Here is a 19615-nt window from a genome sequence, read left to right as displayed (position 1 = left end):
CATGAGAACCGGTCCGGGCCGCGCTGGTTCCTCATCGCAGCCGATCAAAAAACGCCTTAAGTCCTAGGTCTTTAGTTCGGATAACGTGGCTGTGGTGCGGCCGGAAGGTGGCGGATGGACTGCGATTGCGGTGTCCCGTTGCCGTCGCCTGCCGGAAGTTCGGACTTGACGTAGCGGTCGGGTCGATTTTCTAAAGAACCTACAAGGGGACACAGAACGACCCCCGGAGGAGGACATGCCCATGCGAATGCTTTCGGCCGCCCTTGCGCTTGCCGCTGCGATTTCCGTATCGGCTCCGGCGAAGGCCCAGGATTATCCCACGCGGCCGATCACCATGGTGGTTCCGTTCGCGGCCGGCGGGCCGACGGACACGGTGGCGCGGCTCGTCGCTGAATCCATGTCGAAGACGCTGGGCCAGCAGGTCATCGTGGAAAACGTGGGCGGCGCCGGTGGCACTCGTGGCGCGGGCCAGGTCGCGAAGGCCGCGCCCGACGGCTACACGGTCCTGCTCCACCACATCGGCCAGGCCACTGCGGCGACGCTCTATCGCAAGCTCCCGTACAATCCGGCCACCGATTTCGAGGCCGTGGGTCTCGTGACCGCCGTGCCCATGACCATGATCGCCAAGCCCGGCTTCGAGCCCAAGACCATGGCCGACGCCGTGAGCTATGTGAAGGCGAACAAGGACAAGGTGACCTACGGCAATGCCGGCGTCGGCTCGGCCTCGCACCTGTGCGGCATGCTCTTCATGTCGAGCATCGGCACGCAGATGACCACCGTCCCCTATCAAGGCACGGGCCCGGCGATGAACGATATCGTCGGCGGCCAGATCGACCTCATGTGTGACCAGACCACCAACACCACGGGCCAGATCAAGGGCGGCAAGGTGAAGGCCTATGCCGTCACGACCAAGGATCGGGTGAAGTCCCTGCCGGACCTGCCCACCATGCAGGAAAGCGGCATCAAGGACTTCGAAGTTGCGGTGTGGCATGGCATCTACGCGCCCAAGGGCACGCCCAAGGCCATCGTCGATAAGCTGAACGCCGCTCTCGACGTCGCCCTGAACGATCCCAAGGTGGTCGCCCGCTTTGCCGACCTCGGCACCGAGCCGGAGCCGAAGGACCGTCGCAGCCCCGCCTTCCACAAGGATTTCGTCGTCGCCGAGATCGCCAAGTGGAAGCCGGTGATCCAGAGCGCCGGCGTCTACGCGGACTGACCGCCGCCCCGCGTCGCATCCAGCATCACGGCCGCCCCGAACGGCCGTGATGCCTTTCCACCAGTGCGCGCGACAGCCGGGGCAACCAAGAGCCTGCCCGCGCTCCGGCAACATTGCCTGCCAGAAGGCGACCGCATGCCAGCACCAACGGATTCCGCCGACCAAGGGAAATCCGGAACAGAAGTAGATGACCGACGGGGCCGACTGTCGGCCGCTCGGGATCGCACACAGGCCATCGGTCAGAGCGCACCCAAAGGCGCCGGCATGAGGGGGACATGAACATCATCCGCAATCCGAAGGACGTCCTGTCGGGACTCCTCTTCATCGCGCTAGGGCTCCTGTTCGCCTGGCAGACGCAGGAACTGCCCATGGGCACCGCGGTGCGCATGGGGCCGGGCTATTTCCCGCTCCTGCTCTCAGGCCTCCTTGGCCTCCTCGGGCTCATCATCCTCATCAACGGCCTGCGCTTTCCCGGCGAGATGCCGAGCGGCATCGCCTGGCGCGCGGTCATCATCATCACCGGCGCGGTGGTGTTCTTCGGGTTCGCGGTACGCCCCCTCGGCTTCCTGCCCGCCCTCGGCATCACCGTGTTCGTCGCGGCGACGGCCTCGCGCCTGTTCACTTTCAAGACGGCGATCGCCAACACGGTGGTCATGGTGATCTTCGCCTGGGCGGTCTTCATCAAGGGGCTCGGCTTGCCAATACCGATCCTCGGCCCCTGGCTCGGCGGATATTGAGGAGCGACCATGGACCTTCTCGACAATCTCGCCCTCGGCTTCTCGGTCGCTCTATCGTTTCAGAACATCCTCTACTGCTTCGTCGGCGCGCTCCTCGGCACGCTGATCGGCGTGCTGCCCGGCCTCGGCCCGGTGGCGACCATCGCCATGCTGCTGCCGCTCACCTTCGGCCTGCCGCCGGTGTCCGCCCTCATCATGCTCGCCGGCATTTATTACGGCGCGCAATACGGCGGCTCCACCACCGCCATCCTCATCAATCTGCCGGGGGAATCCTCGTCGGTGGTCACCGCCATCGATGGTCACCAGATGGCCCGCAAGGGCCGCGCTGGCGCGGCGCTCGCCACGGCGGCGCTGGGTTCCTTCTTCGCCGGCTCGGTGGCCACCTTCCTGCTCGCGGTGTTCGCGCCGCCGCTCGCCAATCTCGCGCTGCAGTTCGGGCCGCCGGAATACTTCTCGCTGATGGTGCTCGGCCTCATCGCCTCGGTCACGCTGGCTTCGGGCTCGGTGGTCAAGGCCATCGCCATGATCGTGCTGGGGCTGATCCTCGGCCTCTCGGGCCAGGACATCTACACCGGCACGCCGCGCTTCACCTTTGAGCTCCAGGAGCTCTCCGACGGCTTCGACTTCGTGGCGCTGGCCATGGGCATGTTCGGCATCAGCGAGATCATCCGCAACCTCGAGGACGAGCACCAGCGCTCACTGGTGGCGGCCAAGGTGAAGAGCCTGCTGCTGACCAAGGAAGAGTTCAAGCGCATCATCGCGCCCGTGCTGCGCGGCACGGCGCTGGGCTCCTTCCTCGGCATCCTGCCGGGCGGCGGCGCCATGCTCTCCTCCTTCGCCTCCTATTCCATCGAGAAGAAGCTCTCGAAGCACCCGCACGAGTTCGGGCGGGGCGCCATCGAGGGTGTGGCGGGGCCGGAGAGCGCCAACAATGCCGGCGCGCAGACCTCCTTCATCCCCATGCTCACGCTGGGCATCCCCTCCAACCCGGTGATGGCGCTGATGATCGGCGCCCTCATCATCCAGGGCATCACGCCCGGCCCGAACGTGGTGACGGAGAAGCCCGACCTCTTCTGGGGCGTCATCGCCTCCATGTGGGTTGGCAACTTCATGCTGGTGCTGCTCAACCTGCCGCTCATCGGCATGTGGGTGCGCCTGCTGACCGTGCCGTACCACGTGATGTTCCCGGCCATCATCGCGTTCTGCTGCATCGGCGTGTACAGCGTGAACAACAACGTGTTCGACGTGTACACCATGGCGCTGTTCGGCGTGCTCGGCTACGCGCTGGTGAAACTCGATTGCGAGCCCGCGCCGCTGCTGCTCGGCTTCGTCATCGGGCCCATGCTGGAGGAATACCTGCGCCGGGCCATGCTGATCTCGCGCGGCGATCCCACCGTGTTCGTCACCCGCCCCATCTCCGCCGTGCTGCTGCTGCTTGCGGTCGCCGCTCTGGTGGTGGTGCTGCTGCCCTCGGTGCAGAAGGGCCGCGAGGAAGCGTTCAAGGAGTAGAACCTCAAGCGACGACGCGACGGCGGGAAGACCTGTGGAAATCTTCGCCGCCGCGCCGTCCGAGGCCCTTGCCAGCCCGAAACGCATTTGCTACACGAACGCCTCCTCTGGGGGCCACCCCGGACGGGCGCATAGCTCAGTTGGTAGAGCAGCTGACTCTTAATCAGCGGGTCCTAGGTTCGAGCCCTAGTGCGCCCACCACTCTTTTCCAAAGAGAACGTATATAACGGATTGCAGTCCGCGTTTCCGTTCCGAACGAGCAACCGGATCAGACCGTATTCGCGACAGTTCCCGCTCTCTTAGCTTGCGCGGCACTCCCATCTTTCACGGTTTCCGCGTCCGTCACGCGGGTCAATCGCGAATTCCACTTGAGCAAGAGGCGGTCGCCGCGCCGCGCCGCCTATCCTGACGTGGGAATGATCGTCCTGACGCGGCATTGTCGTCACGCGATGATCGAAACACATCCCGATCGGCCAGAGAGCGCCGGGTCGATCAGCTGCCAACTCGGATGGATGCGGAGGTTCGCCGAAGCGCCCCAGGTAGGCGGGTGCGACAACCGCCGCCTTGTGCTGCTCGCCCGACACCACGATGGCGATCATGTCTTGATTGATCACCTCGCCAAGCCGCACCCTTGCATCCTATCCCTCCGCGAGGATGGCGAAATCTCTCCTCCGAGACGACGTCGATCTGAACGGCAAGATAGGTGTCCGCGATGCGGGCCAGCAACGGCCCTGAGATCAACTGTTCCGTGATCAAGAACACCGCCAGTCACACAAGGCCGCTTTGGTGCGGGCGGGCTTCCCGGATGGGAATTCCTTTTATGTTCAAGAAATAACGCCAAAATACCGCCACGAAAAATCTAAGCCGTGACAGTTATGCAATTGCCGATGTACAACGAGGCGATATGCCGTCAGGTATATCGTAATTCTCAATGATCTACTCTCGATAGCGCTCAAAAATCGGCATCGCTCGGCGGCGCCAAAATCACTCCCACTCGATGATCAATGGGTTTGAGTTCGCGTGGTAAATATTGATCTTTCCGCCCGCGTTTCAAGTCAATACAAAGTCCGATACCATCAGTTGACGAGCGGTGTATTCGCAAATTCGATATGGTCCTTCGGCCATAAACGCGACCGCACCACCCCATGGGGGCAGCTCAACACCTGATCGCTGCTGACGCAGATCTCCGCATCTCGATTGTGCGGATCCGCATCTAGCTTGATCGATTCGGCCTCGGCCCCCGGTGGCGCCGCTGGTCACGGCCATTTGAGGCCGGAGCGCCGAGAGGCGACAGGGCGCATCACCAGTTCTGTCGATGCGCCGTGAGCGCGCGGGAGATAATTCCCTGGCACCGGGTCCGCAAGGGGGCCCTTTGGTGCGGGCTGCGATCTTCGAGGCCCGGGACGTCTCACTGCGAGTGATCCCATGCGAAACACCTTCGGACTGATTTCCGGCCTGTGGCTCGGTATGCTGGCGGTGCTGCCGGCTTCGGCGATGCCCCTGGCGCGCCCTCCCGTGCCAGAGTCCGCCGTCTTAACCCCCGTCGCCCAGGGCTGCGGTCCGGGCTGGTGGCGTGGGCCGTGGGGGCATTGCCGCCACACCCCCTATACCGGCCGCGTGCCGGGCGGCGGGTGGGTCTACGACCTGCCCCCCGCCTACGGCTACTTCGGCAATGGCTGCCCACCCGGCTACTGGCACGGGCCGTGGGGCCACTGCCGCGACACCCCTTATCACGGACGGCTGCCCGGCGGCGGATGGCAGTGACGGTGACGGCCGTCTCCTCTCAAATCCAATGGTAAGAAGGCTCTTCGCCATGAACCGCACGACCATGAACCGCACCTTTGCGGCCGCCCTGATGGGCGCGCTTCTGATCGCCGCGCCGGCAGCGCAGGCCCAGACGGCACCGCCGGCTGGCGCGCCACCGGAGCCGCCCGCCGTGGAACTCTACAGCGCGGCGGATGCCCAGGCCGTGCTCGAGGCGCGCCTTCTCGCGCTGAAGACGGTGATGACCCTCAGTCCCGAACAGCAGAAGCTCTGGCCGCCGGTGGAGGCCGCCATCCGCGCGGTGGCGAAGCTGTCCGCAGAGCGCCGGGCCGAGCGGGCCAAGGCACCGCCGCCGGCCGATTTCGTGGACATCCTGGACCGGATCGCCGATGCCGAGGCGCTGCGGGCGCGTGACCTCAAGACCGTGACGGCCGCGCTGAAGCCACTTGTCGCCACCCTCACGCCCGAGCAGCAGCGGCGTATCCCCGCCTTCCTTGGATTGCGCGAGGGCGCTGACGGCCTGCCTCAGCCCACCGCCGAGATCTGGCTGTTCGAGGAAGAAAACTAGAATCAGATCAATATCACCCTATCACCTGCGGTCCCAAGGAGGCTCCCATGCCCATCTCGTTCCTGCATTCGAAAGGAACCGAAGCGCCCATCAAGATCCCCGCCATCGGGCTCGACCTGTTCGTGCGCATGCCACCGGCGGCGAGTTCGGGCGAGTTCTGCTTCATCGAGACCATCAATGCCCCCGGCGCGGGTCCCCCCCGGCATCGCCACCGCGAAGCGGAGATCTTCCGCGTCATCGAGGGCCGGTATCTCTATGAGGCGGACGGCCAGCGCTTCTATGCCGAGGCTGGTGACGTGGTGAGCATTCCAGGCGGGGTCGAGCACGGCTTCTGCAATGTCACCGACAAGCCCGCGCGCCAGTACATCCTCATGGCCCCGGCCCTTGATGCGGCTGCCTTCTTCACCGAGCTGGCCGGGGTGATGCATGACGGCATCCCCGACCAGGCAGCGCTCAACGCCTTCGGCCTGAAGTGGCACGTGGAGTTCCTCGGTCCGCCCGTCAACAGGAACGACCAGCCCACGGATTGAACCGGCCGCACCTGCGCCGCCACCATCGACGCAAGATCAAGAGGCCCGCGCGCGGCGCGCGCCAGGCACGCCATCAGGGGGAGAGCATGAAGGATCAGGTGCTTATCGCCGGCGCGGGACCGGTCGGACTGACGATGGCGCTTGAGCTGGCCCGCTATGGCGTGCCGGTCCGCGTCATCGACAAAACTCCGGAAGCGACGCACACCTCGCGGGCGGTCGCGGTGTGGCCGCGCACGCTGGAGCTTCTGGATCGCTCCGGGGCAGCGGCGGACATCATCGCGGTGGGCAACAAGGTCACCGTTGCCAACATCCTGTCGGGGGGCCGGTCCGTGGCCTCGCTGTCGCTCGACCAGATTCCCTCACCCTATCCGTTCGCGCTGATGGTGCCGCAATACGAGACCGAAGCCGTGCTGCGGCGCCACCTCGCCGCCCGCGGCGTCACGCCCGACCTCGGCATCGAGCTTCTCGGGTTCGAGCAGGACGACGATGGCCTTTCCGCCCACCTGCGGGAGACCGACGGCACAGAGCGCGTCGAGCCATATACATTCCTGGTCGCCTGCGACGGCGCGCACAGCGTGGTGCGCCATCACCTCGGCCTCGACTTCAAGGGCGACACCCTCGGCCTCGACTGGACCCAGGGCGATTTTCACCTGAGCGGATATCCCTTTCCCGCCTCGCAATTGGCCATCTTCTGGCATGAGGACGGGCCGCTGCTGTTCTTCCCCATGGCGCCCGACCGCGCGCGCATCATCACCAGCCTCGGCCCCTCGACCGCAACGCCGCCCGTCGCGCTGGACCAGGAGGCCTTCCAGAAGATGATTGACGCCCGCGGCCCCGGGGGCATCACCCTCACCGGGACGGAGTGGGTCAGTGCCTTCCGCATCAACGAGCGGCAGGTGGAGAACTATCGGTCCGGGCGGGTCTTCCTCGCCGGCGATGCGGCTCACATCCACAGCCCAGCTGGCGGGCAGGGCATGAACACGGGCATGCAGGACGCCATCAATCTGGCGTGGAAGCTGGCCCTCGTGATCCGCGGCCTCGCCAGCGCGCCGGCGCTGCTGGAGAGCTATGATCTGGAACGCCGCCCGGTCGGTGCGATGGTGATCGCGGCCTCCGGGCGCATGACCCGGATCGGCACGCTGGCGGACCACACGCTGCAGCATGTGCGCGATTTCGTCGCCCATGTCCTGATGGGCCTGTCGCCGGTGCAGCGGGCCATCACGGGGCTGATGGCGGAAGTCTCCATCGGCTATCCGGACAGCCCGCTCAACGGCCCCTTCCGGGGCGAAGCGAAGGCCGGCGCGCGGGCGCGGCCGGTGGCGGGGGAGGTGCCGTTCGGGGCAGGCGAGACGCCGCTGTTCACCGCGTGCGGCGGTGCCGGCGCGGCCGAACTCGCCGCGCGCTTTCCCCGGCTTGTGGCCGCGGCGTCGCCTCGATCAGACGGCGGAGCTTTCATTTCGCTGGTCCGGCCGGACGGCTACCTTGCAGCCCAGGTGGAGGATGCGGACTGGCAGGCGCTCGTGCCCTATCTCCAGCAGATCGGGGCGGAGCGGTGCCCGCCCGACGCGTGAAACCAGCCCCAAATGGCCGCGGCGGGCGAACCCACCGCCCGCTTCACAGCTGAAAGACCTGCGATGCCTCGATTCCTGGATTCGGAAGAACTCGATCTGCTGGCGATCGGCGCCTGGATTCTCGGGACCGGAGGCGGCGGATCGCCCTATGCCTCCCACCTCGTCGCCCGGCAATTCTATGAAGACGGCGGCCGGATCGCCCTTCTCGATCCCGACGAACTCGCTGACGACGACGTTGTCGCCGTGGTCTCGACCATGGGCGCGCCGCTGGTGTTCCAGGAACGAATGACCGATGCCGCCTTCGCCTTGAAACCGGTGCGGATCATGGAGGCTTTCCTTGGCCGGCCGTTCCGGGCCGTGATGACGGTGGAGATCGGCGGCTGCAACGCCTTCCAGCCGCTTCTCGTCGCCGCGGCATCGGGCCTGCCGGTGGTGGATGCGGACGCAATGGGGCGGGCTTACCCCGAGGCCCAGATGCAGACCTTCTCGATTGCCGGGCTGCAGATGGCCCCGCATGTGGTCTCCGACATCCGCGACAACGACGTCATTATCCCCACCGCCTCAGGCTGGCAGGAGATGGAGCGCGTGCGGCGCAAGGTCTGCACGGAGTATGGATCGGTCGCCACCACCTGTCAGGCGCCGCGGACCGGGGCGGAGGTGAAGCGTCACGCGGTCCTGCGCAGCCTGTCGCAAGCCATCGCGCTGGGGCGCGAGGTGCGCCGCGCGAAGACGGCCCATGAAGATCCGGTCGAGGCGACGGTGGCCGCCGGCGGCGGCAAGCGGCTGTTTACGGGCAAGGTGATGGATGTGCAGCGGCGCACGACCGAGGGCTTCCTGCGCGGCTCCCTCAGCCTGGCCGGCCTTGGTGACGATACTGGTGCATCCTTCGACATCGCGTTCCAGAACGAGTTCACCATAGGCCGGCGCGATGGCGCGGTGATCGTCACCACGCCCGACCTGATCTGCGTGCTCGACAGCATCTCGGGCGAGGCCATCGGCACGGAGAGCCTGCGTTACGGCCAAAGGGTCACGGTCATCGCCCTGCCGTCGCAGCCGATCCATCGCAGCGCGGAGGGGCTACGGCATGTCGGCCCGCGCGCCTTCGGCCATGACGTGGACTTCCACAGCGTCTTCGGGGAGGAGCCGGCATGAGCCGCATCGGGATCGACGTCGGCGGCACCAATACAGATGCCGTTCTGCTGGAGGGCGGCAAGGTGCTCGCGGCGCTGAAGCGGCCGACCACCGTCGATGTCGCGGACGGCGTGCGCCGGGCGCTGGTGGATCTGGTCGCCACCGCCGCCGGCCATCCGGCCCTCGGGCGGATCGAAGCGGTGATGATCGGCACCACGCATTTCACCAATGCCGTCGTGGAGCGCCGCCATCTCGACCGCGTCGCGGCGCTGCGCATCGGCCTGCCCGCCAATGCCGGCCTGCCGCCCTTCATCGGCTGGCCGAAGGATCTCGCGGCAGCCATGCGGGGAAGCGTCCACATGGTGGGCGGCGGGCACGAATATGACGGGCGGGTTCTCGTGCCGCTTGGTCGCGGGGCCGTGCGGCGCGAGGCGGAGCGCATCGCGGAGAGCGGCATCCGTTCGGTCGCCATCACCAGCGTCTTCTCCCCCCTCACCGACGCATGCGAGCGCGAGGCCGCGGACATCGTGCGGGAAGTGATGCCCACGGCGCGCATCACGCTTTCCCATGAAATCGGCCGCATCGGCCTGCTCGAACGGGAGAATGCGGCGCTGCTGAATGCCGGCCTTCAGGGCCTCGCGCAGCGCACCGCGGCCGCCTTCGTGCGGGCGCTGCGAGACAGCGGCATCGCGGCGCCGCTGTACCTGACGCAGAATGACGGCACCATCGTGCAGGCGGCGGTGGCGGAGCGCCATCCCGTCTATTGCTTCGCCTCCGGTCCCACCAACAGCATGCGCGGCGCGGCCTTCCTTTCCGGCCTCGCCGACGCGCTGGTGGTGGATGTGGGCGGCACGACCACCGACGTGGGCAGTCTCAAGGGCGGGTTTCCGCGCCAGGCCAATGCGATGGTCGAGATCGGCGGGGTGCGCACGCTGTTTCGCATGCCGGACCTCATATCCATCGGCCTCGGCGGCGGCACCGAGATTGCCGATGACGGGCGCCGCATCGGTCCGGGCAGCGTCGGCTTCCGGCTGCCGGAGAAGGCGCTGTGCTTCGGCGGCGACACGCTGACCGCCACGGACATCGCGGTCGCGGCCGGACGGATCGCGCTGGGGGAGCCGGGCCTCGTGGGCAGGCTCCCCGGCCCTCTGGTGGCCGACAGCCTCCTGCACATGGAACGCATGGTTGCCGAGGTGGTGGACCGCATGAAGACGGATGCGGCGCCGGTTCCCCTCATCGCGGTGGGCGGCGGGAGCTTTCTGGTGCCCGATCGCATGGAGGGCGTCTCGCAGGTGGTGCGCATCGAGCACCATGCGGTGGCCAATGCCGTGGGCGCCGCCATCGCCCAGGTGAGCGGCGAGGTGGACCGCATTTTCTCCGGTGTCGAGCGCGACGCGGCGCTCGAGGACGCGCGCCGGGAGGCGACGCGACGGGCCATCGAGGCCGGTGCCGACGCGAATAGCGTGCAGACGCTCGACATGGAAGACATCCCGATCGCCTATCTACCCGGCAATGCGCGCCGCGTGCGCGTGCGCGTCATCGGGGAGATCGCGCGGCTCGCCGGGTAGCGCAGGACGACGGATGGCCGGCGAGCGCCGATCGCCCGAGCGGCCCCCCTTCTTCGTCCAGCATGTTCCAATCTGATCTGCGTACAGGACCGCACATGCACAATGATCTCAGTGAAGCGACGCCGGCCGGACAGGGCACGGCGGGTCGGAGCGTCTATCGCGCAGCCTCGCCCACGGAATTGATCTACATCGCCACGCGCATGATCGTCGTGAGCCGCAGCAGCATCTCCGGGACGATCGGCAGGGCGCAGTTCGAGGCGGCCGTCGCGCATCTCGAAGCGCGATATGGCATCTTGCGCGCGGTGGTCGAGGATGGGTATTTCGTCGAACGGACGGACGACCGATCCGCTGTCGAGAGCTGGTTGCCCGCCGATAGCTGCTCCGCCGAGGCATTGTACGCGCAGTTGCTGAATGCCGACCTCGACACGTCGAAGACGCTCTATGCCGTCCACGTCATCGCTGCCGATGACGCAATCGATGTCTTCATGCTCACGTCCCACGCCATCACTGACGCGACATCGCTGATCGAACTGCATTCCTGTCTCGCTCACATGTGCGATTGCGCCGTGCGCGGCGAGGCCCCGGCCCTCGGCGTGCAGCCGTTCCCGACCCCGGTCGATGAAGCCGTGAGCCGCAGCCTGGCGGCGCTCGGCACCGATGCGCCGTCGCCTTCCTATTCCGGAGTGTTCGCCGAAATTCCCCTGCCCGCGCCCCATGATGGCGGCCCCGTGACCCACCGGCTCGAGCGGATCGTGATCGGTGTCGATGCTGTACATAGGATGAAGGAGGCGAGCCACGCCACCGGCTCTTCCGTGCACGCGCTCCTGCTGGCGGCATTCGCGCTCGCCATACGTGACGTAGCCGACGGCCATCCGCGCCAGATCCTCATGCGATCATCGGTGGACATGCGCCGGCGGCTCGAGCCCCATGTTTCCCCCGAACTGGTGTTCACGGCCATCACCGGGCACATCACGCCCGTCCCCGACCTCGACCGGCCCATGGTGGAGATCGCCCGATTCATCTTTGACGATGTCCATCAGGGACTGGCCAACGGCAGCATCTTTCACGACTACATCAATTATCCCAGGGCGTTCGGCAGCCCACAGCAGGCGCCGGTCGCCATCAACATCTCCGACATCCAGACGGTGCAGTTTCACTGGCCGTTCGAGCGGCTGGCCGTGACCGGATTTGAGTATGCATTGGGCTGGATGAAGAGATTTCCCAATGTCTCGGTGTCGGTCTACGACGGCACGCTGATCGCCAACATCGTCTATGTGGAAGAGTTCGCCGCTCCTGCAACGATCCGCGCCATTTCGGACGGCTTCGTCAGGAGGCTCGATTCAGTCTGCGCACAATAGAGGCTCTGCGCCGACGCGCGCGGCGGGGGTGCCGGGGTCACGTCCCCCGTGCAGTGAGCGGGACGTAACGTGGCGTCCAGACCTTGGCGCGGATGAGCTGCTGGATCTGATCGACCGGGACGTCGGGTGCGGCGCCTTCCCGGTGCGCCTGCATCGCAACCGCGAGGGCGACCTTGGCCGCGACCTCGCGCAAGGCGCTTACCGGGGGCAGGAGATTGTGCTTCGGGTTGAGCCGCGCCGGGGAGGCCTCCGCCAGCGCCTTCGCCGCCGCCATGAACATGCCGTCCGTCACGCGGCGCGCGCCGACCGCCAGAACACCGAGGCCGACGCCCGGAAAGATGTAGGAATTGTTGGTCTGGTCAACCTTGACGCGGGTGCCGTCGCGCAGGAGCGGGGGGAAGGGGCTGCCGACGCCCACCAGAGCCCGCCCGTCGGTCCAGGCCTCGATATCCGCTGGCGTTGCTTCCGCGCGCGAGGTCGGATTCGACAGCGGAAAGATCACCGGCCGCTGGTTGCACTCGGCCATGGCGCGGACCACCGGCTCGCCGAAGGCGCCCGCCTGGCCTGAGACGCCGATCAGCACGGTCGGTCGTGCATTGCGCACCACATCGAGGAGCGCAATCTTGTCGGGATGGTCGAGCGTCCAGCCTTCGATGGCCCGACTGCTCTGCACGAAGGGGGCCTGGAAGGGCGCAAGACCGGGCATGCCGTCCACCAGCAATCCGTCGCGATCGACCATAAAGAAGCGTTGTGCTGCCTCTCTTTCCGACAGGCCGGTATCGCACATGGCGGAGCGGATCAGGCCAGCGATGCCGCAGCCGGCCGAGCCGGCGCCGAACACCGCCACCCGCTGCTCGGTCAGTGGCACGCCGGTGACATTGACGGCCGCCAGCAAGGTGCCGGTCGCCACCGCCGCCGTGCCCTGGACATCATCGTTGAAGGTGCTGAGCCGGTCGCGATAGCGCTCCAGCATGCGCGTCGCATTGCTCTTGGCGAAATCCTCCCATTGCAGGAGAACCTTGGGCCAGCGCCGGATCACGGCGGAGACAAAGGCCTCAATGAAGTCGTCATACTCCTGCCCCCGCACGCGCTCGTGGCGCCAGCCCACATAGAGTGGATCGGCGAGGCAGTCGGCATTGTCGGTCCCGACATCGAGCAGGATGGGCAGAGTGGTGGCCGGATGCAGGCCGCCGCAGCCTGAATAGAGCGCGAGCTTGCCGATGGGGATGCCCATGCCGCCCGCCCCCTGGTCTCCTAGCCCCAGGATGCGCTCGCCATCGGTCACCACGATCGCCTCCACCGCGTCGAAGCGCGGCTGCGCGAAGATCTGATCGAGGCGCTCCGCGTGGGGAATGCTCAGGAAGAGGCCCCGCGGCTTGTGGTAGAGGCGGCTGAACTGCTGGCAACCGGCACCGACCGTGGGCGTGTAGACGATGGGCAGCAGCTCTTCGAGGTTTCCGACCAGCGTCGCGTAGAACAGGGTTTCGTTGATGTCCTGCAGCTCGCGCAGGAAGGCATAGCGCTCCAGATCGGTCTCGAACTGGCGCAGCGACTGGAGGGCGCGGGAGATCTGCTCGTCCAGGGTCGAGACATGGGGCGGCAGCAATCCGTGCAGATGGAAGGCGTCGCGCTCGTCCTCGGAGAAGGCCGTGCCCTTGTTGAGCTGGGGGTCGGCCAGCAGTTCGTACCCGCTCAGCGCGGTGGCCATCGATGCCGTCGCCTCAGACATGAAAATCTCTCCTACCGCTGGCTGGCGCGCTTGAGCTCGATGAAGGTGTCAGGTCCGTAATGAAGGGTATTGCGTGCGTAATAGGGCGGCACCTGCATGTCGAACTGGGCGTGGCCGTGGCTGACGTCGCTGCGCAGGAGATCGGTGCGGCTGGCGATGTCGAGGCGCAGCCGCTCGCCCGGCTTCAGCACCACGGGCTGGGGCGTGAGGCTGAAGCGCAGCGTAACCGGCACGCCGGGTGTCAGGGGCTCGGGCGTGTCGATGTCGATGGCGATTTCGGTCATGGTGGAGCGCGCGGCGTCGATCCTGCGGCAGGCGGGGCGGATCGCGCCCATGGAAAGGATCTGGTAGCCGCCATCCGCCGCGACGATGCCGGTGCGGGCCACCACGTAGGAATCGATCTCGTTGGAGCTGAAGGAGAGGCTCATCGTCACCGGCCCGGTCAACTCCATCGTTTCGTCCACCGGGAAGTCGAAAGTGAGCCGCTGGTTCTCCACCTCGTCGAAGCCCGCCGTCACGATGGCACCGAGCGGAACCGCCGCCCATCGGCTGGTCCCGCCTTCGCCCGGCGCGGGGTCGAGGCGATGGGTTGCGGCGTCGGCGCCATTGGAGGCGAGGTAGAGGCGCAGCGCCGTGCTGCCGGGAAGGGGCCAGTCCGGCGCGCTGCGATAATCCTTGGCCCCTTCTGTCCAGTATCGCACCCGCGGCTGCGCGGCATAGCCGTTGTCCGCGCCGTAGACGAGATGGTCGAAGAAGGCGAGCGCCTCCAACTGCCAAGCATAGACCGGCAGGTCATAGGTCGCAGGGCCGACGATCAGCCAGCGGTGATCCTTCGGCGTGCCGGCATTCTCGAACAGATCGTAGGCGCCGAACTGATGCAGGTTGAGATAGCCGGCATTCTGCACCACCACGAACGGCACCTCGATGTCCCCCAGCGCGCCGGACGGGCCAGCCGGCAGCACGCTCGTCCCCCGGGTCTTGCCGTCGAGCACGAGGCCGGCGAACAGCTGCCGCGTCTGCGCCGTCGGCACCTGCCGCTGGAAGGCTCTCATGATCCGCGTCATGCGCTTCTTCAGCTGCGGCCACCACACGTGCTTCAGGGGCGAGTTGGTGATGTGGCTCACCAGCGCGCGCAGCAGCGGCGGTAGATGCAGCCTGAACTGCAGGGGCGTGAAGTTCGCCCCCATCCAGAGGGCGAAGAAATCGGGCTGCGGCGCGCCGCCGAACATGGCGATGTGGCGAAAGAAGTCAGTGCACATCTCGTTGGTGAAGAAGCCTTTCAGGGCGGGCGGGCGCAGCCGCGCCACCTGCGGCTGGGTCAGCCCGTAATAGGAGGTGCCGAACAGCACCACCTGGCCGTCGCACCAGGCCTGGGCCGCGGCCCATGCGATGACCTTTGCGTGGTCCTCCACGTCGGTGTCGTTCAGGTAGACGGCATCCTCCCCGCCCGAGCGGCCCATGCCACGGCGGGTGACGATCACATGGGCATAGCCGCGATCGGTGAAGACCGGCGGGCTGCCGGTCTCGTTGTTGCCGGCCGGGACGCCGGCGGCCTGCAATTCCTTGGAATAGGCGGCAAAGCAGACGACCGCCGGATAGCGGCCGGGTGCCTTGGGCACATAGACATCGGCGGCGAGCGCGATGGATGGCGCCACCTCGACCATCTGGTCCGTGAGGACGCGGCAACCGAGCCCCGACTTCGCGGCGGGCCCCGGCGTCCAGCCCGCGAGCTGCGCGCCGAACAGGCCGCCCTTTGGCGCGATGAGATTGTCCCAGAAGCCCGGCTTCCCGTTCTTGGCCGTCATGTGCATTGCCTCCCGGTCTCAGGCTCGCCTCGCCAGATCTTGGCGCGAGGGCGCCCTACAATTGTGAGATATCGAGGCCGGTCTTCTTCTGCGCGGCCAGGCGCATCTCGCGCACCACCCATTTCTGCTTGTCATCCGGAATGAAAAAGCCGCCGATGCCGGACGAAAATAGCAGGTCGAAGACCCGCTCGGTCACCTGGGTGAGCGCCTGCTCCAGGTCCGCTCCGGCCTCGGGCTTCGGGGGCACCATGATGACGATGGTGTCTTCCACCTGCTCGACGATCTCGATGCTGAAATCCGGGCCCGGCGTGTAGCCGAACTCCGCGCAGACCACCCCGACCGGATCGGCGAGGAGCTTTGCGCGGTAATCGGGATCGGTGGCGATGCGCTCGTAATTCTTCTCGACGAAATCGTCGTTGCTCATGGCTGATCTCCCTCGGTGCGGGCCGCGTTGCGGAGGGCCAGCAGCTTGAATTTGGCGGCCACGGGCACGAGCCAGATGAACAGGCCCTGGCTGGACCACAGGTCCATCTGGTTGAGCGGCGTCGCGGCGGGCGGCGCATGGGGCGCGCGGGCGGGCGGAATGGTGAAGTAGACCCGGTCGCGCCGCTGCACCACCACCTTCACCTTGACGCCGGCCGGCACCTCCACACCCATGGTCTTCAGCGCCTCGGCGGGATCGCTTTCCACCTTCGCGGCGAACGCGTCGTCGGTCCACACGCGCCGCGTCAGTTCCTTCTCGAAATCCCCGGACACGGATGTCTCCCTTATTCTGCATTGATGGAGATGCGGCGGGGCAGTGCCGCCGCCGGTTCACGGCTCGCGATTGATGATCAGGAAGCTCGGACCTTGATGCGCGAGCGCGCGGGCGAGCACGTCCCCGACGTCCCCGACGGCGTCGATCGTCTCGACGCGGGCACCAAAGCCTTCGGCGACCTTCTGCATGTCCACATCGGGATCGCTGAAGTCCAGACCGACGAAGTGCGTGCTCGCGATGGTCGTGCCCATCACATTGCACCACAGGTCCTTCAGCAGCCGATATTCGTTGTTCACGAAGCAGATGAAGATGGACGGGATGGAATATTTCGCGGCCGTCCAGAGTGCGTGGATGGAGAACAGGCTGCCTCCGTCGCCGACGAAGCAGGCGGCGTGCTTGCCGCTTGCCAGGCCGATGCCCACGCCCAGCGGCAGGGCCCAGCCCAGCCCGCCGCCGCGAGGCGAGAAATGCACGTTTCGGAAGCCGAGGCTCACAGCCATGTCCTGCACGATGGCGTCCTCGGACGAACCTTCCGTAACGACATGCGTCGATCGGTCGAGATGGCGCAGGACCGCCAGGATCAGCGCATCGCTCGCGTGCGGTCCCGAGGCGGGATATTTCGCATCCAGAGCGCCGTCGCTGATCGCCCGCCCGTCGGCTGCCGCGGTCGGGGCACCCAGCACGGACGCGAGCGCGTCCAGGGTCGCATGGACGTCGCCGAGCACGGCCATGTCGCAGGGAAAATCGAAGCCGAGCTGGCTGGCCGCCGGCGCGATCTGGACGACCTGCAATTCCGCCGGCAGCGCCTGGAGGCCATCATAGGTGAAAGTGTCGACCTTTTCGCCGATCAGCAGCATGGTGTGGTAGTTGCCCAGCGTCTCATTGATCTTCTTCGTGGTGGGAGGAAGCTGGCCACGGAAGTTCGGATGCAGCGGATCGACCGTCCCCTGCACGTGGAAGGGGGCGGCATAGATGTCGGCTCCGAGCGCACTGGCGATGCGGCTGACGACGTCGATGCCGTGCGCCGCGCCCACCGCATAGTCGGCGACGATGGCGAGCTTGCCCCGGGGCACCGCCGCAAGGGCGGCGGCCACCTCGCCGATGGAATGCGGCACCACGTCCTCGATGATGCGCGTCTTCTTGAAGGTGGCGTGCTCCGTCTCTTCCAGCATGAAGTTCATGGGGATGGAGAGGAAAACGGGACCCGTCGGCTGGAGCCGCGCGTGCAAGTAGCAGCGCTGCAGGGCGACGGCGAGATCGTCCGTGCGGGTCACCTCATAGGCGTATTTGGTGGCGGTCTGGGCCAGCTGGACATTGGGCGCGCCCAGCACAGGATTGTGGATGAGGAAGCGGGAATCCTGCTGCCCGTTGATGACCAGCAGGGGCACCCCGGACATCAGCGCGTTCCGCATATTGAACATGCCGTTGGCGAGGCCCGGATAGGTATGGAGGCTGACGATGGACGGCTTTCCGGTGATCAGGGCATAGCCCGCGGCGATGCCGACCGCGCTCGATTCATGCAGCGACAGGACATAGGTGGCCTTCGAGGCCGCCACCGCCGCGAGGAAGGTGGTCTCCGTGGTCCCGGGATTGCCGAAAACAAACGGAATTTCATAAGTCTCAAGGAAATCCTGGATGAGCTCGCCACCGGTCCGGGTCGTCATGTTCGCTCCAATGATCTTGCCGGAGCCAGCCGAGTGGCGTGCGCCGTACTTGGCATTTCACATGGTCAGCCGTCGCACCGGAAGGCGCCTCGTGCAACGTTCTGTCCGCGCGGCATCCAGTGCGCGCATTTGGTGGTGCGGCCGATCCCGGGATTGAAGGTGTTGCAAGGATCGAGCGCCTTGAAATGGTCGACCATTGCGGGCTTCGCGAAATAGAGGTGCCCCACATTGTGCTCGGCGGGATATTCCGCGCAACGGCCGTCGAGAACCGCCGGCGTTTGCTTTTGAGACGTCAGCCTATCGATACGGCATTGGGACGCACATCAACAGAACTGGTGAGGTTCCCAAGCTTTTGTTGGGACTGAATGAAGAGCGACGGACCCTGGGTAAAGCTTCCTTCGCTGCATCCCGGCAGGTCAGGATGCGTTGAACGGGCTGAGATTTTCTGCCATCTTCCGGCTACTTTCGGGGCTGCCCCAGCGTGAAAGACACGGAACGCGAACTGGCCGATTGCGTCGGCGCCATCTACCAGGCCGGCGCCGGGGACGGCAGTTGGCTGGACGTCGGCGACCGTATCTGCCGCATCATGGATGCGCGGCGCGCTGTGCTGGTCCTTGGAGGTCCCGGGGGGCCGCGCAACTTGCTAATGCCTCCCGATGGCAGCGAGAGCGCCTATTCGGCCTATTTCCACGCCAGAGACCCCTACGCTGCCAAGGCCCGCTACGACTTTGCGACAGCGCGGGCCCACCACCTCGGCAACGCAAAGCTCGGCGCCGAGCTGGTCGCTGAAACCGAACTCCTCCGCAGCGAATATTACTTCGACTTCGCGCGACACCACGAGCGTCGTCGGCGGCATGGCCGGCCTCACGGAGGCAACTCCGATATTGGTGTCCCGCGGCGACGACACGGGGGCATTCGACGAAACCCATGTCCGCCTGCTCAAAACCCTGATGCCGCACGTCCAGCGCGCCATCGAGTTGCGCGCACGGCTCGGGCGCGAGGACGAGGCCGCCGCCCTGACGCGCGCTGCCCTGGACGCGCTTCCCGTAGGCGTGGGGGTGGTCGATGCGGGCCTGAAGATACGCTTCGTCAACGATCTCGCTCGCAGGTATCTGGCCGGTCCCGATTCCGCCCTGTTCTCCATGCGCTCCGGCCCTTTTGCCGGCAGTGGCGTGTACCTCTCCGCGATGTCCCGCGAAGAGGCCGGGTTGCTGCGCAAACTCGTTACCTCCGCTACGTCAGGGGGGCCAGGGGGGGCTATGCGTGTCACCTCGCGCAACGGCGCCATCGCCGCGCTGACGGTTGCGCCGGCGCCGCTGGGCCTTGCAAATGACGTGAGAGGGCGGGACGAAGGCGATGGCAGGGAGCCCTTGGCTCTCATCCTCCTGCGGTCGCTCAATCGCAAGGTAGTGCCGCAGGCGGACATGCTGTGCGAGATGTTTGGTTTTAGCCGGGCCGAAGCTGAGGTCGCTCTCGCACTCACCGGCGGTGCCAGTGCCGAGGATGTGGCGCGCGGACGCGGTGTCTCGCTCATGACCGTCCGCAGCCAGATCCGCTCGATCCTGGGCAAGTCGGAGGCAGAGAATTTGCGCGACTTCGAGCGCACCATGGCGACCCTCGGCGCACTCGTGCCGCAGCAGCGCTGAAGGTGGTTCGGCCGACCCGTTGGTCGGTTCGCGTCCCGCATAGACAGTTCTGACGATGAGGC

18 protein-coding genes and 1 tRNA gene are annotated in these 19615 nt (G+C 66.4%); 12 read left to right on the top strand and 7 right to left on the bottom strand.

The genetic code is table 11. The features are described from left to right. Positions 1–241 precede the first annotated feature (241 nt). The 4 genes from J2126_RS06500 to J2126_RS06485 all read left to right on the top strand — a co-directional run bounded on the left by J2126_RS06500 (position 242) and on the right by J2126_RS06485 (position 3663). The gene (locus J2126_RS06500; RefSeq protein ID WP_209489920.1) at positions 242–1216 is read left to right on the top strand and encodes a tripartite tricarboxylate transporter substrate binding protein BugD; all 975 of its coding nucleotides are present in this window, start codon (positions 242–244) and stop codon (positions 1214–1216) included. Between the two features lie 275 nt (positions 1217–1491). Next, complete coding sequence (locus J2126_RS06495; protein WP_209485000.1) at positions 1492–1953, top strand: tripartite tricarboxylate transporter TctB family protein; 462 nt, start codon at positions 1492–1494, stop codon at positions 1951–1953. A gap of 9 nt (positions 1954–1962) precedes the next feature. After that, a complete protein-coding gene (locus tag J2126_RS06490) occupies positions 1963–3462 on the top strand; it encodes a tripartite tricarboxylate transporter permease (protein WP_209484998.1) in 1500 nt (499 codons plus the stop codon). Positions 3463–3587: 125 nt separating this feature from the next. After that, positions 3588–3663, top strand: a tRNA-Lys gene (locus tag J2126_RS06485). Between the two features lie 98 nt (positions 3664–3761). Here the strand turns inward: J2126_RS06485 and J2126_RS06480 are convergent. Further along, positions 3762–4061, bottom strand: coding sequence for a hypothetical protein (locus tag J2126_RS06480; protein WP_209484996.1), 300 nt, complete (start codon positions 4059–4061; stop codon positions 3762–3764). 826 nt (positions 4062–4887) lie between these two features. Here J2126_RS06480 and J2126_RS06475 point away from each other — a divergent pair. From J2126_RS06475 to J2126_RS06445, 7 genes are all read left to right on the top strand, one after another. Continuing rightward, positions 4888–5226, top strand: a complete 339-nt coding sequence (locus J2126_RS06475; protein ID WP_432445304.1) for a GCG_CRPN prefix-to-repeats domain-containing protein — start codon at positions 4888–4890, stop codon at positions 5224–5226. A gap of 49 nt (positions 5227–5275) precedes the next feature. Beyond that, a complete protein-coding gene (locus J2126_RS06470; protein WP_245327228.1) occupies positions 5276–5794 on the top strand; it encodes a Spy/CpxP family protein refolding chaperone in 519 nt (172 codons plus the stop codon). Between the two features lie 47 nt (positions 5795–5841). Beyond that, positions 5842–6324, top strand: a complete 483-nt coding sequence (locus tag J2126_RS06465) for a cupin domain-containing protein (RefSeq protein WP_209484994.1) — start codon at positions 5842–5844, stop codon at positions 6322–6324. Between the two features lie 86 nt (positions 6325–6410). Next, positions 6411–7895, top strand: a complete 1485-nt coding sequence (locus J2126_RS06460; protein ID WP_209484992.1) for an FAD-dependent monooxygenase — start codon at positions 6411–6413, stop codon at positions 7893–7895. A gap of 63 nt (positions 7896–7958) precedes the next feature. Further along, complete coding sequence (locus J2126_RS06455; protein WP_209489914.1) at positions 7959–9047, top strand: DUF917 domain-containing protein; 1089 nt, start codon at positions 7959–7961, stop codon at positions 9045–9047. Next, the gene (locus tag J2126_RS06450; protein ID WP_209484990.1) at positions 9044–10594 is read left to right on the top strand and encodes a hydantoinase/oxoprolinase N-terminal domain-containing protein; all 1551 of its coding nucleotides are present in this window, start codon (positions 9044–9046) and stop codon (positions 10592–10594) included. Before J2126_RS06455 ends, J2126_RS06450 begins: the two co-directional genes overlap by 4 nt. A gap of 95 nt (positions 10595–10689) precedes the next feature. After that, positions 10690–11952 carry a phthiocerol/phthiodiolone dimycocerosyl transferase family protein gene (locus J2126_RS06445; RefSeq protein WP_209484989.1) on the top strand — a complete coding sequence of 421 codons (1263 nt, stop codon included), beginning with the start codon at positions 10690–10692 and terminating at the stop codon, positions 11950–11952. 37 nt (positions 11953–11989) lie between these two features. On the opposite strand, the gene J2126_RS06440 is transcribed toward J2126_RS06445, so the two are convergent. The 6 genes from J2126_RS06440 to J2126_RS06415 all read right to left on the bottom strand — a co-directional run bounded on the left by J2126_RS06440 (position 11990) and on the right by J2126_RS06415 (position 18203). Beyond that, positions 11990–13681 carry an NAD-dependent malic enzyme gene (locus J2126_RS06440; protein WP_209484987.1) on the bottom strand — a complete coding sequence of 564 codons (1692 nt, stop codon included), beginning with the start codon at positions 13679–13681 and terminating at the stop codon, positions 11990–11992. A gap of 11 nt (positions 13682–13692) precedes the next feature. Continuing rightward, positions 13693–15486, bottom strand: coding sequence for a CocE/NonD family hydrolase (locus J2126_RS06435; RefSeq protein ID WP_209484985.1), 1794 nt, complete (start codon positions 15484–15486; stop codon positions 13693–13695). Between the two features lie 55 nt (positions 15487–15541). Next, entirely contained in the window at positions 15542–15910 is a 369-nt protein-coding gene (locus J2126_RS06430) for a hypothetical protein (protein ID WP_209484983.1), read from the bottom strand. Continuing rightward, the gene (locus J2126_RS06425; protein ID WP_348634247.1) at positions 15907–16242 is read right to left on the bottom strand and encodes a hypothetical protein; all 336 of its coding nucleotides are present in this window, start codon (positions 16240–16242) and stop codon (positions 15907–15909) included. The genes J2126_RS06430 and J2126_RS06425 overlap by 4 nt, the downstream gene beginning before the upstream one ends. Positions 16243–16299: 57 nt before the next feature. Beyond that, positions 16300–17907: a thiamine pyrophosphate-binding protein gene (locus tag J2126_RS06420; protein WP_209484981.1), complete on the bottom strand. Its 1608-nt coding sequence runs from the start codon at positions 17905–17907 to the stop codon at positions 16300–16302. Positions 17908–17972: 65 nt separating this feature from the next. Next, the gene (locus J2126_RS06415) at positions 17973–18203 is read right to left on the bottom strand and encodes a hypothetical protein (protein ID WP_245327736.1); all 231 of its coding nucleotides are present in this window, start codon (positions 18201–18203) and stop codon (positions 17973–17975) included. Between the two features lie 558 nt (positions 18204–18761). On the opposite strand from J2126_RS06415, the gene J2126_RS06410 reads away from it, so the two are divergent. Beyond that, the gene (locus J2126_RS06410; protein ID WP_209484979.1) at positions 18762–19553 is read left to right on the top strand and encodes a PAS domain-containing protein; all 792 of its coding nucleotides are present in this window, start codon (positions 18762–18764) and stop codon (positions 19551–19553) included. The last annotated feature ends 62 nt before the right edge of the window (positions 19554–19615 follow it).

This window comes from Xanthobacter flavus, from assembly GCF_017875275.1.
Taxonomy (GTDB): domain Bacteria; phylum Pseudomonadota; class Alphaproteobacteria; order Rhizobiales; family Xanthobacteraceae; genus Xanthobacter; species Xanthobacter flavus_A.
Note: the sequence above shows the minus strand (reverse complement) of the source record. Positions and strands in the feature narration are given on the sequence as shown.

Excerpts from the sequence above, each read along its gene's own strand:
- J2126_RS06465 (WP_209484994.1), top strand. The coding sequence starts at position 5,842 with ATGCCCATCTCGTTCCTGCATTCGAAAGGAACCGAAGCGCCCATCAAG.
- J2126_RS06455 (WP_209489914.1), top strand. The coding sequence starts at position 7,959 with ATGCCTCGATTCCTGGATTCGGAAGAACTCGATCTGCTGGCGATCGGC.
- J2126_RS06470 (WP_245327228.1), top strand. The coding sequence starts at position 5,276 with ATGAACCGCACGACCATGAACCGCACCTTTGCGGCCGCCCTGATGGGC.
- J2126_RS06475 (WP_432445304.1), top strand. The coding sequence starts at position 4,888 with ATGCGAAACACCTTCGGACTGATTTCCGGCCTGTGGCTCGGTATGCTG.
- J2126_RS06490 (WP_209484998.1), top strand. The coding sequence starts at position 1,963 with ATGGACCTTCTCGACAATCTCGCCCTCGGCTTCTCGGTCGCTCTATCG.
- J2126_RS06450 (WP_209484990.1), top strand. The coding sequence starts at position 9,044 with ATGAGCCGCATCGGGATCGACGTCGGCGGCACCAATACAGATGCCGTT.
- J2126_RS06440 (WP_209484987.1), bottom strand. The coding sequence starts at position 13,681 with ATGTCTGAGGCGACGGCATCGATGGCCACCGCGCTGAGCGGGTACGAA.
- J2126_RS06435 (WP_209484985.1), bottom strand. The coding sequence starts at position 15,486 with ATGACGGCCAAGAACGGGAAGCCGGGCTTCTGGGACAATCTCATCGCG.
- J2126_RS06500 (WP_209489920.1), top strand. The coding sequence starts at position 242 with ATGCGAATGCTTTCGGCCGCCCTTGCGCTTGCCGCTGCGATTTCCGTA.
- J2126_RS06460 (WP_209484992.1), top strand. The coding sequence starts at position 6,411 with ATGAAGGATCAGGTGCTTATCGCCGGCGCGGGACCGGTCGGACTGACG.
- J2126_RS06430 (WP_209484983.1), bottom strand. The coding sequence starts at position 15,910 with ATGAGCAACGACGATTTCGTCGAGAAGAATTACGAGCGCATCGCCACC.
- J2126_RS06495 (WP_209485000.1), top strand. The coding sequence starts at position 1,492 with ATGAACATCATCCGCAATCCGAAGGACGTCCTGTCGGGACTCCTCTTC.
- J2126_RS06410 (WP_209484979.1), top strand. The coding sequence starts at position 18,762 with ATGGCCGGCCTCACGGAGGCAACTCCGATATTGGTGTCCCGCGGCGAC.
- J2126_RS06445 (WP_209484989.1), top strand. The coding sequence starts at position 10,690 with ATGCACAATGATCTCAGTGAAGCGACGCCGGCCGGACAGGGCACGGCG.
- J2126_RS06480 (WP_209484996.1), bottom strand. The coding sequence starts at position 4,061 with ATGATCGCCATCGTGGTGTCGGGCGAGCAGCACAAGGCGGCGGTTGTC.
- J2126_RS06420 (WP_209484981.1), bottom strand. The coding sequence starts at position 17,907 with ATGACGACCCGGACCGGTGGCGAGCTCATCCAGGATTTCCTTGAGACT.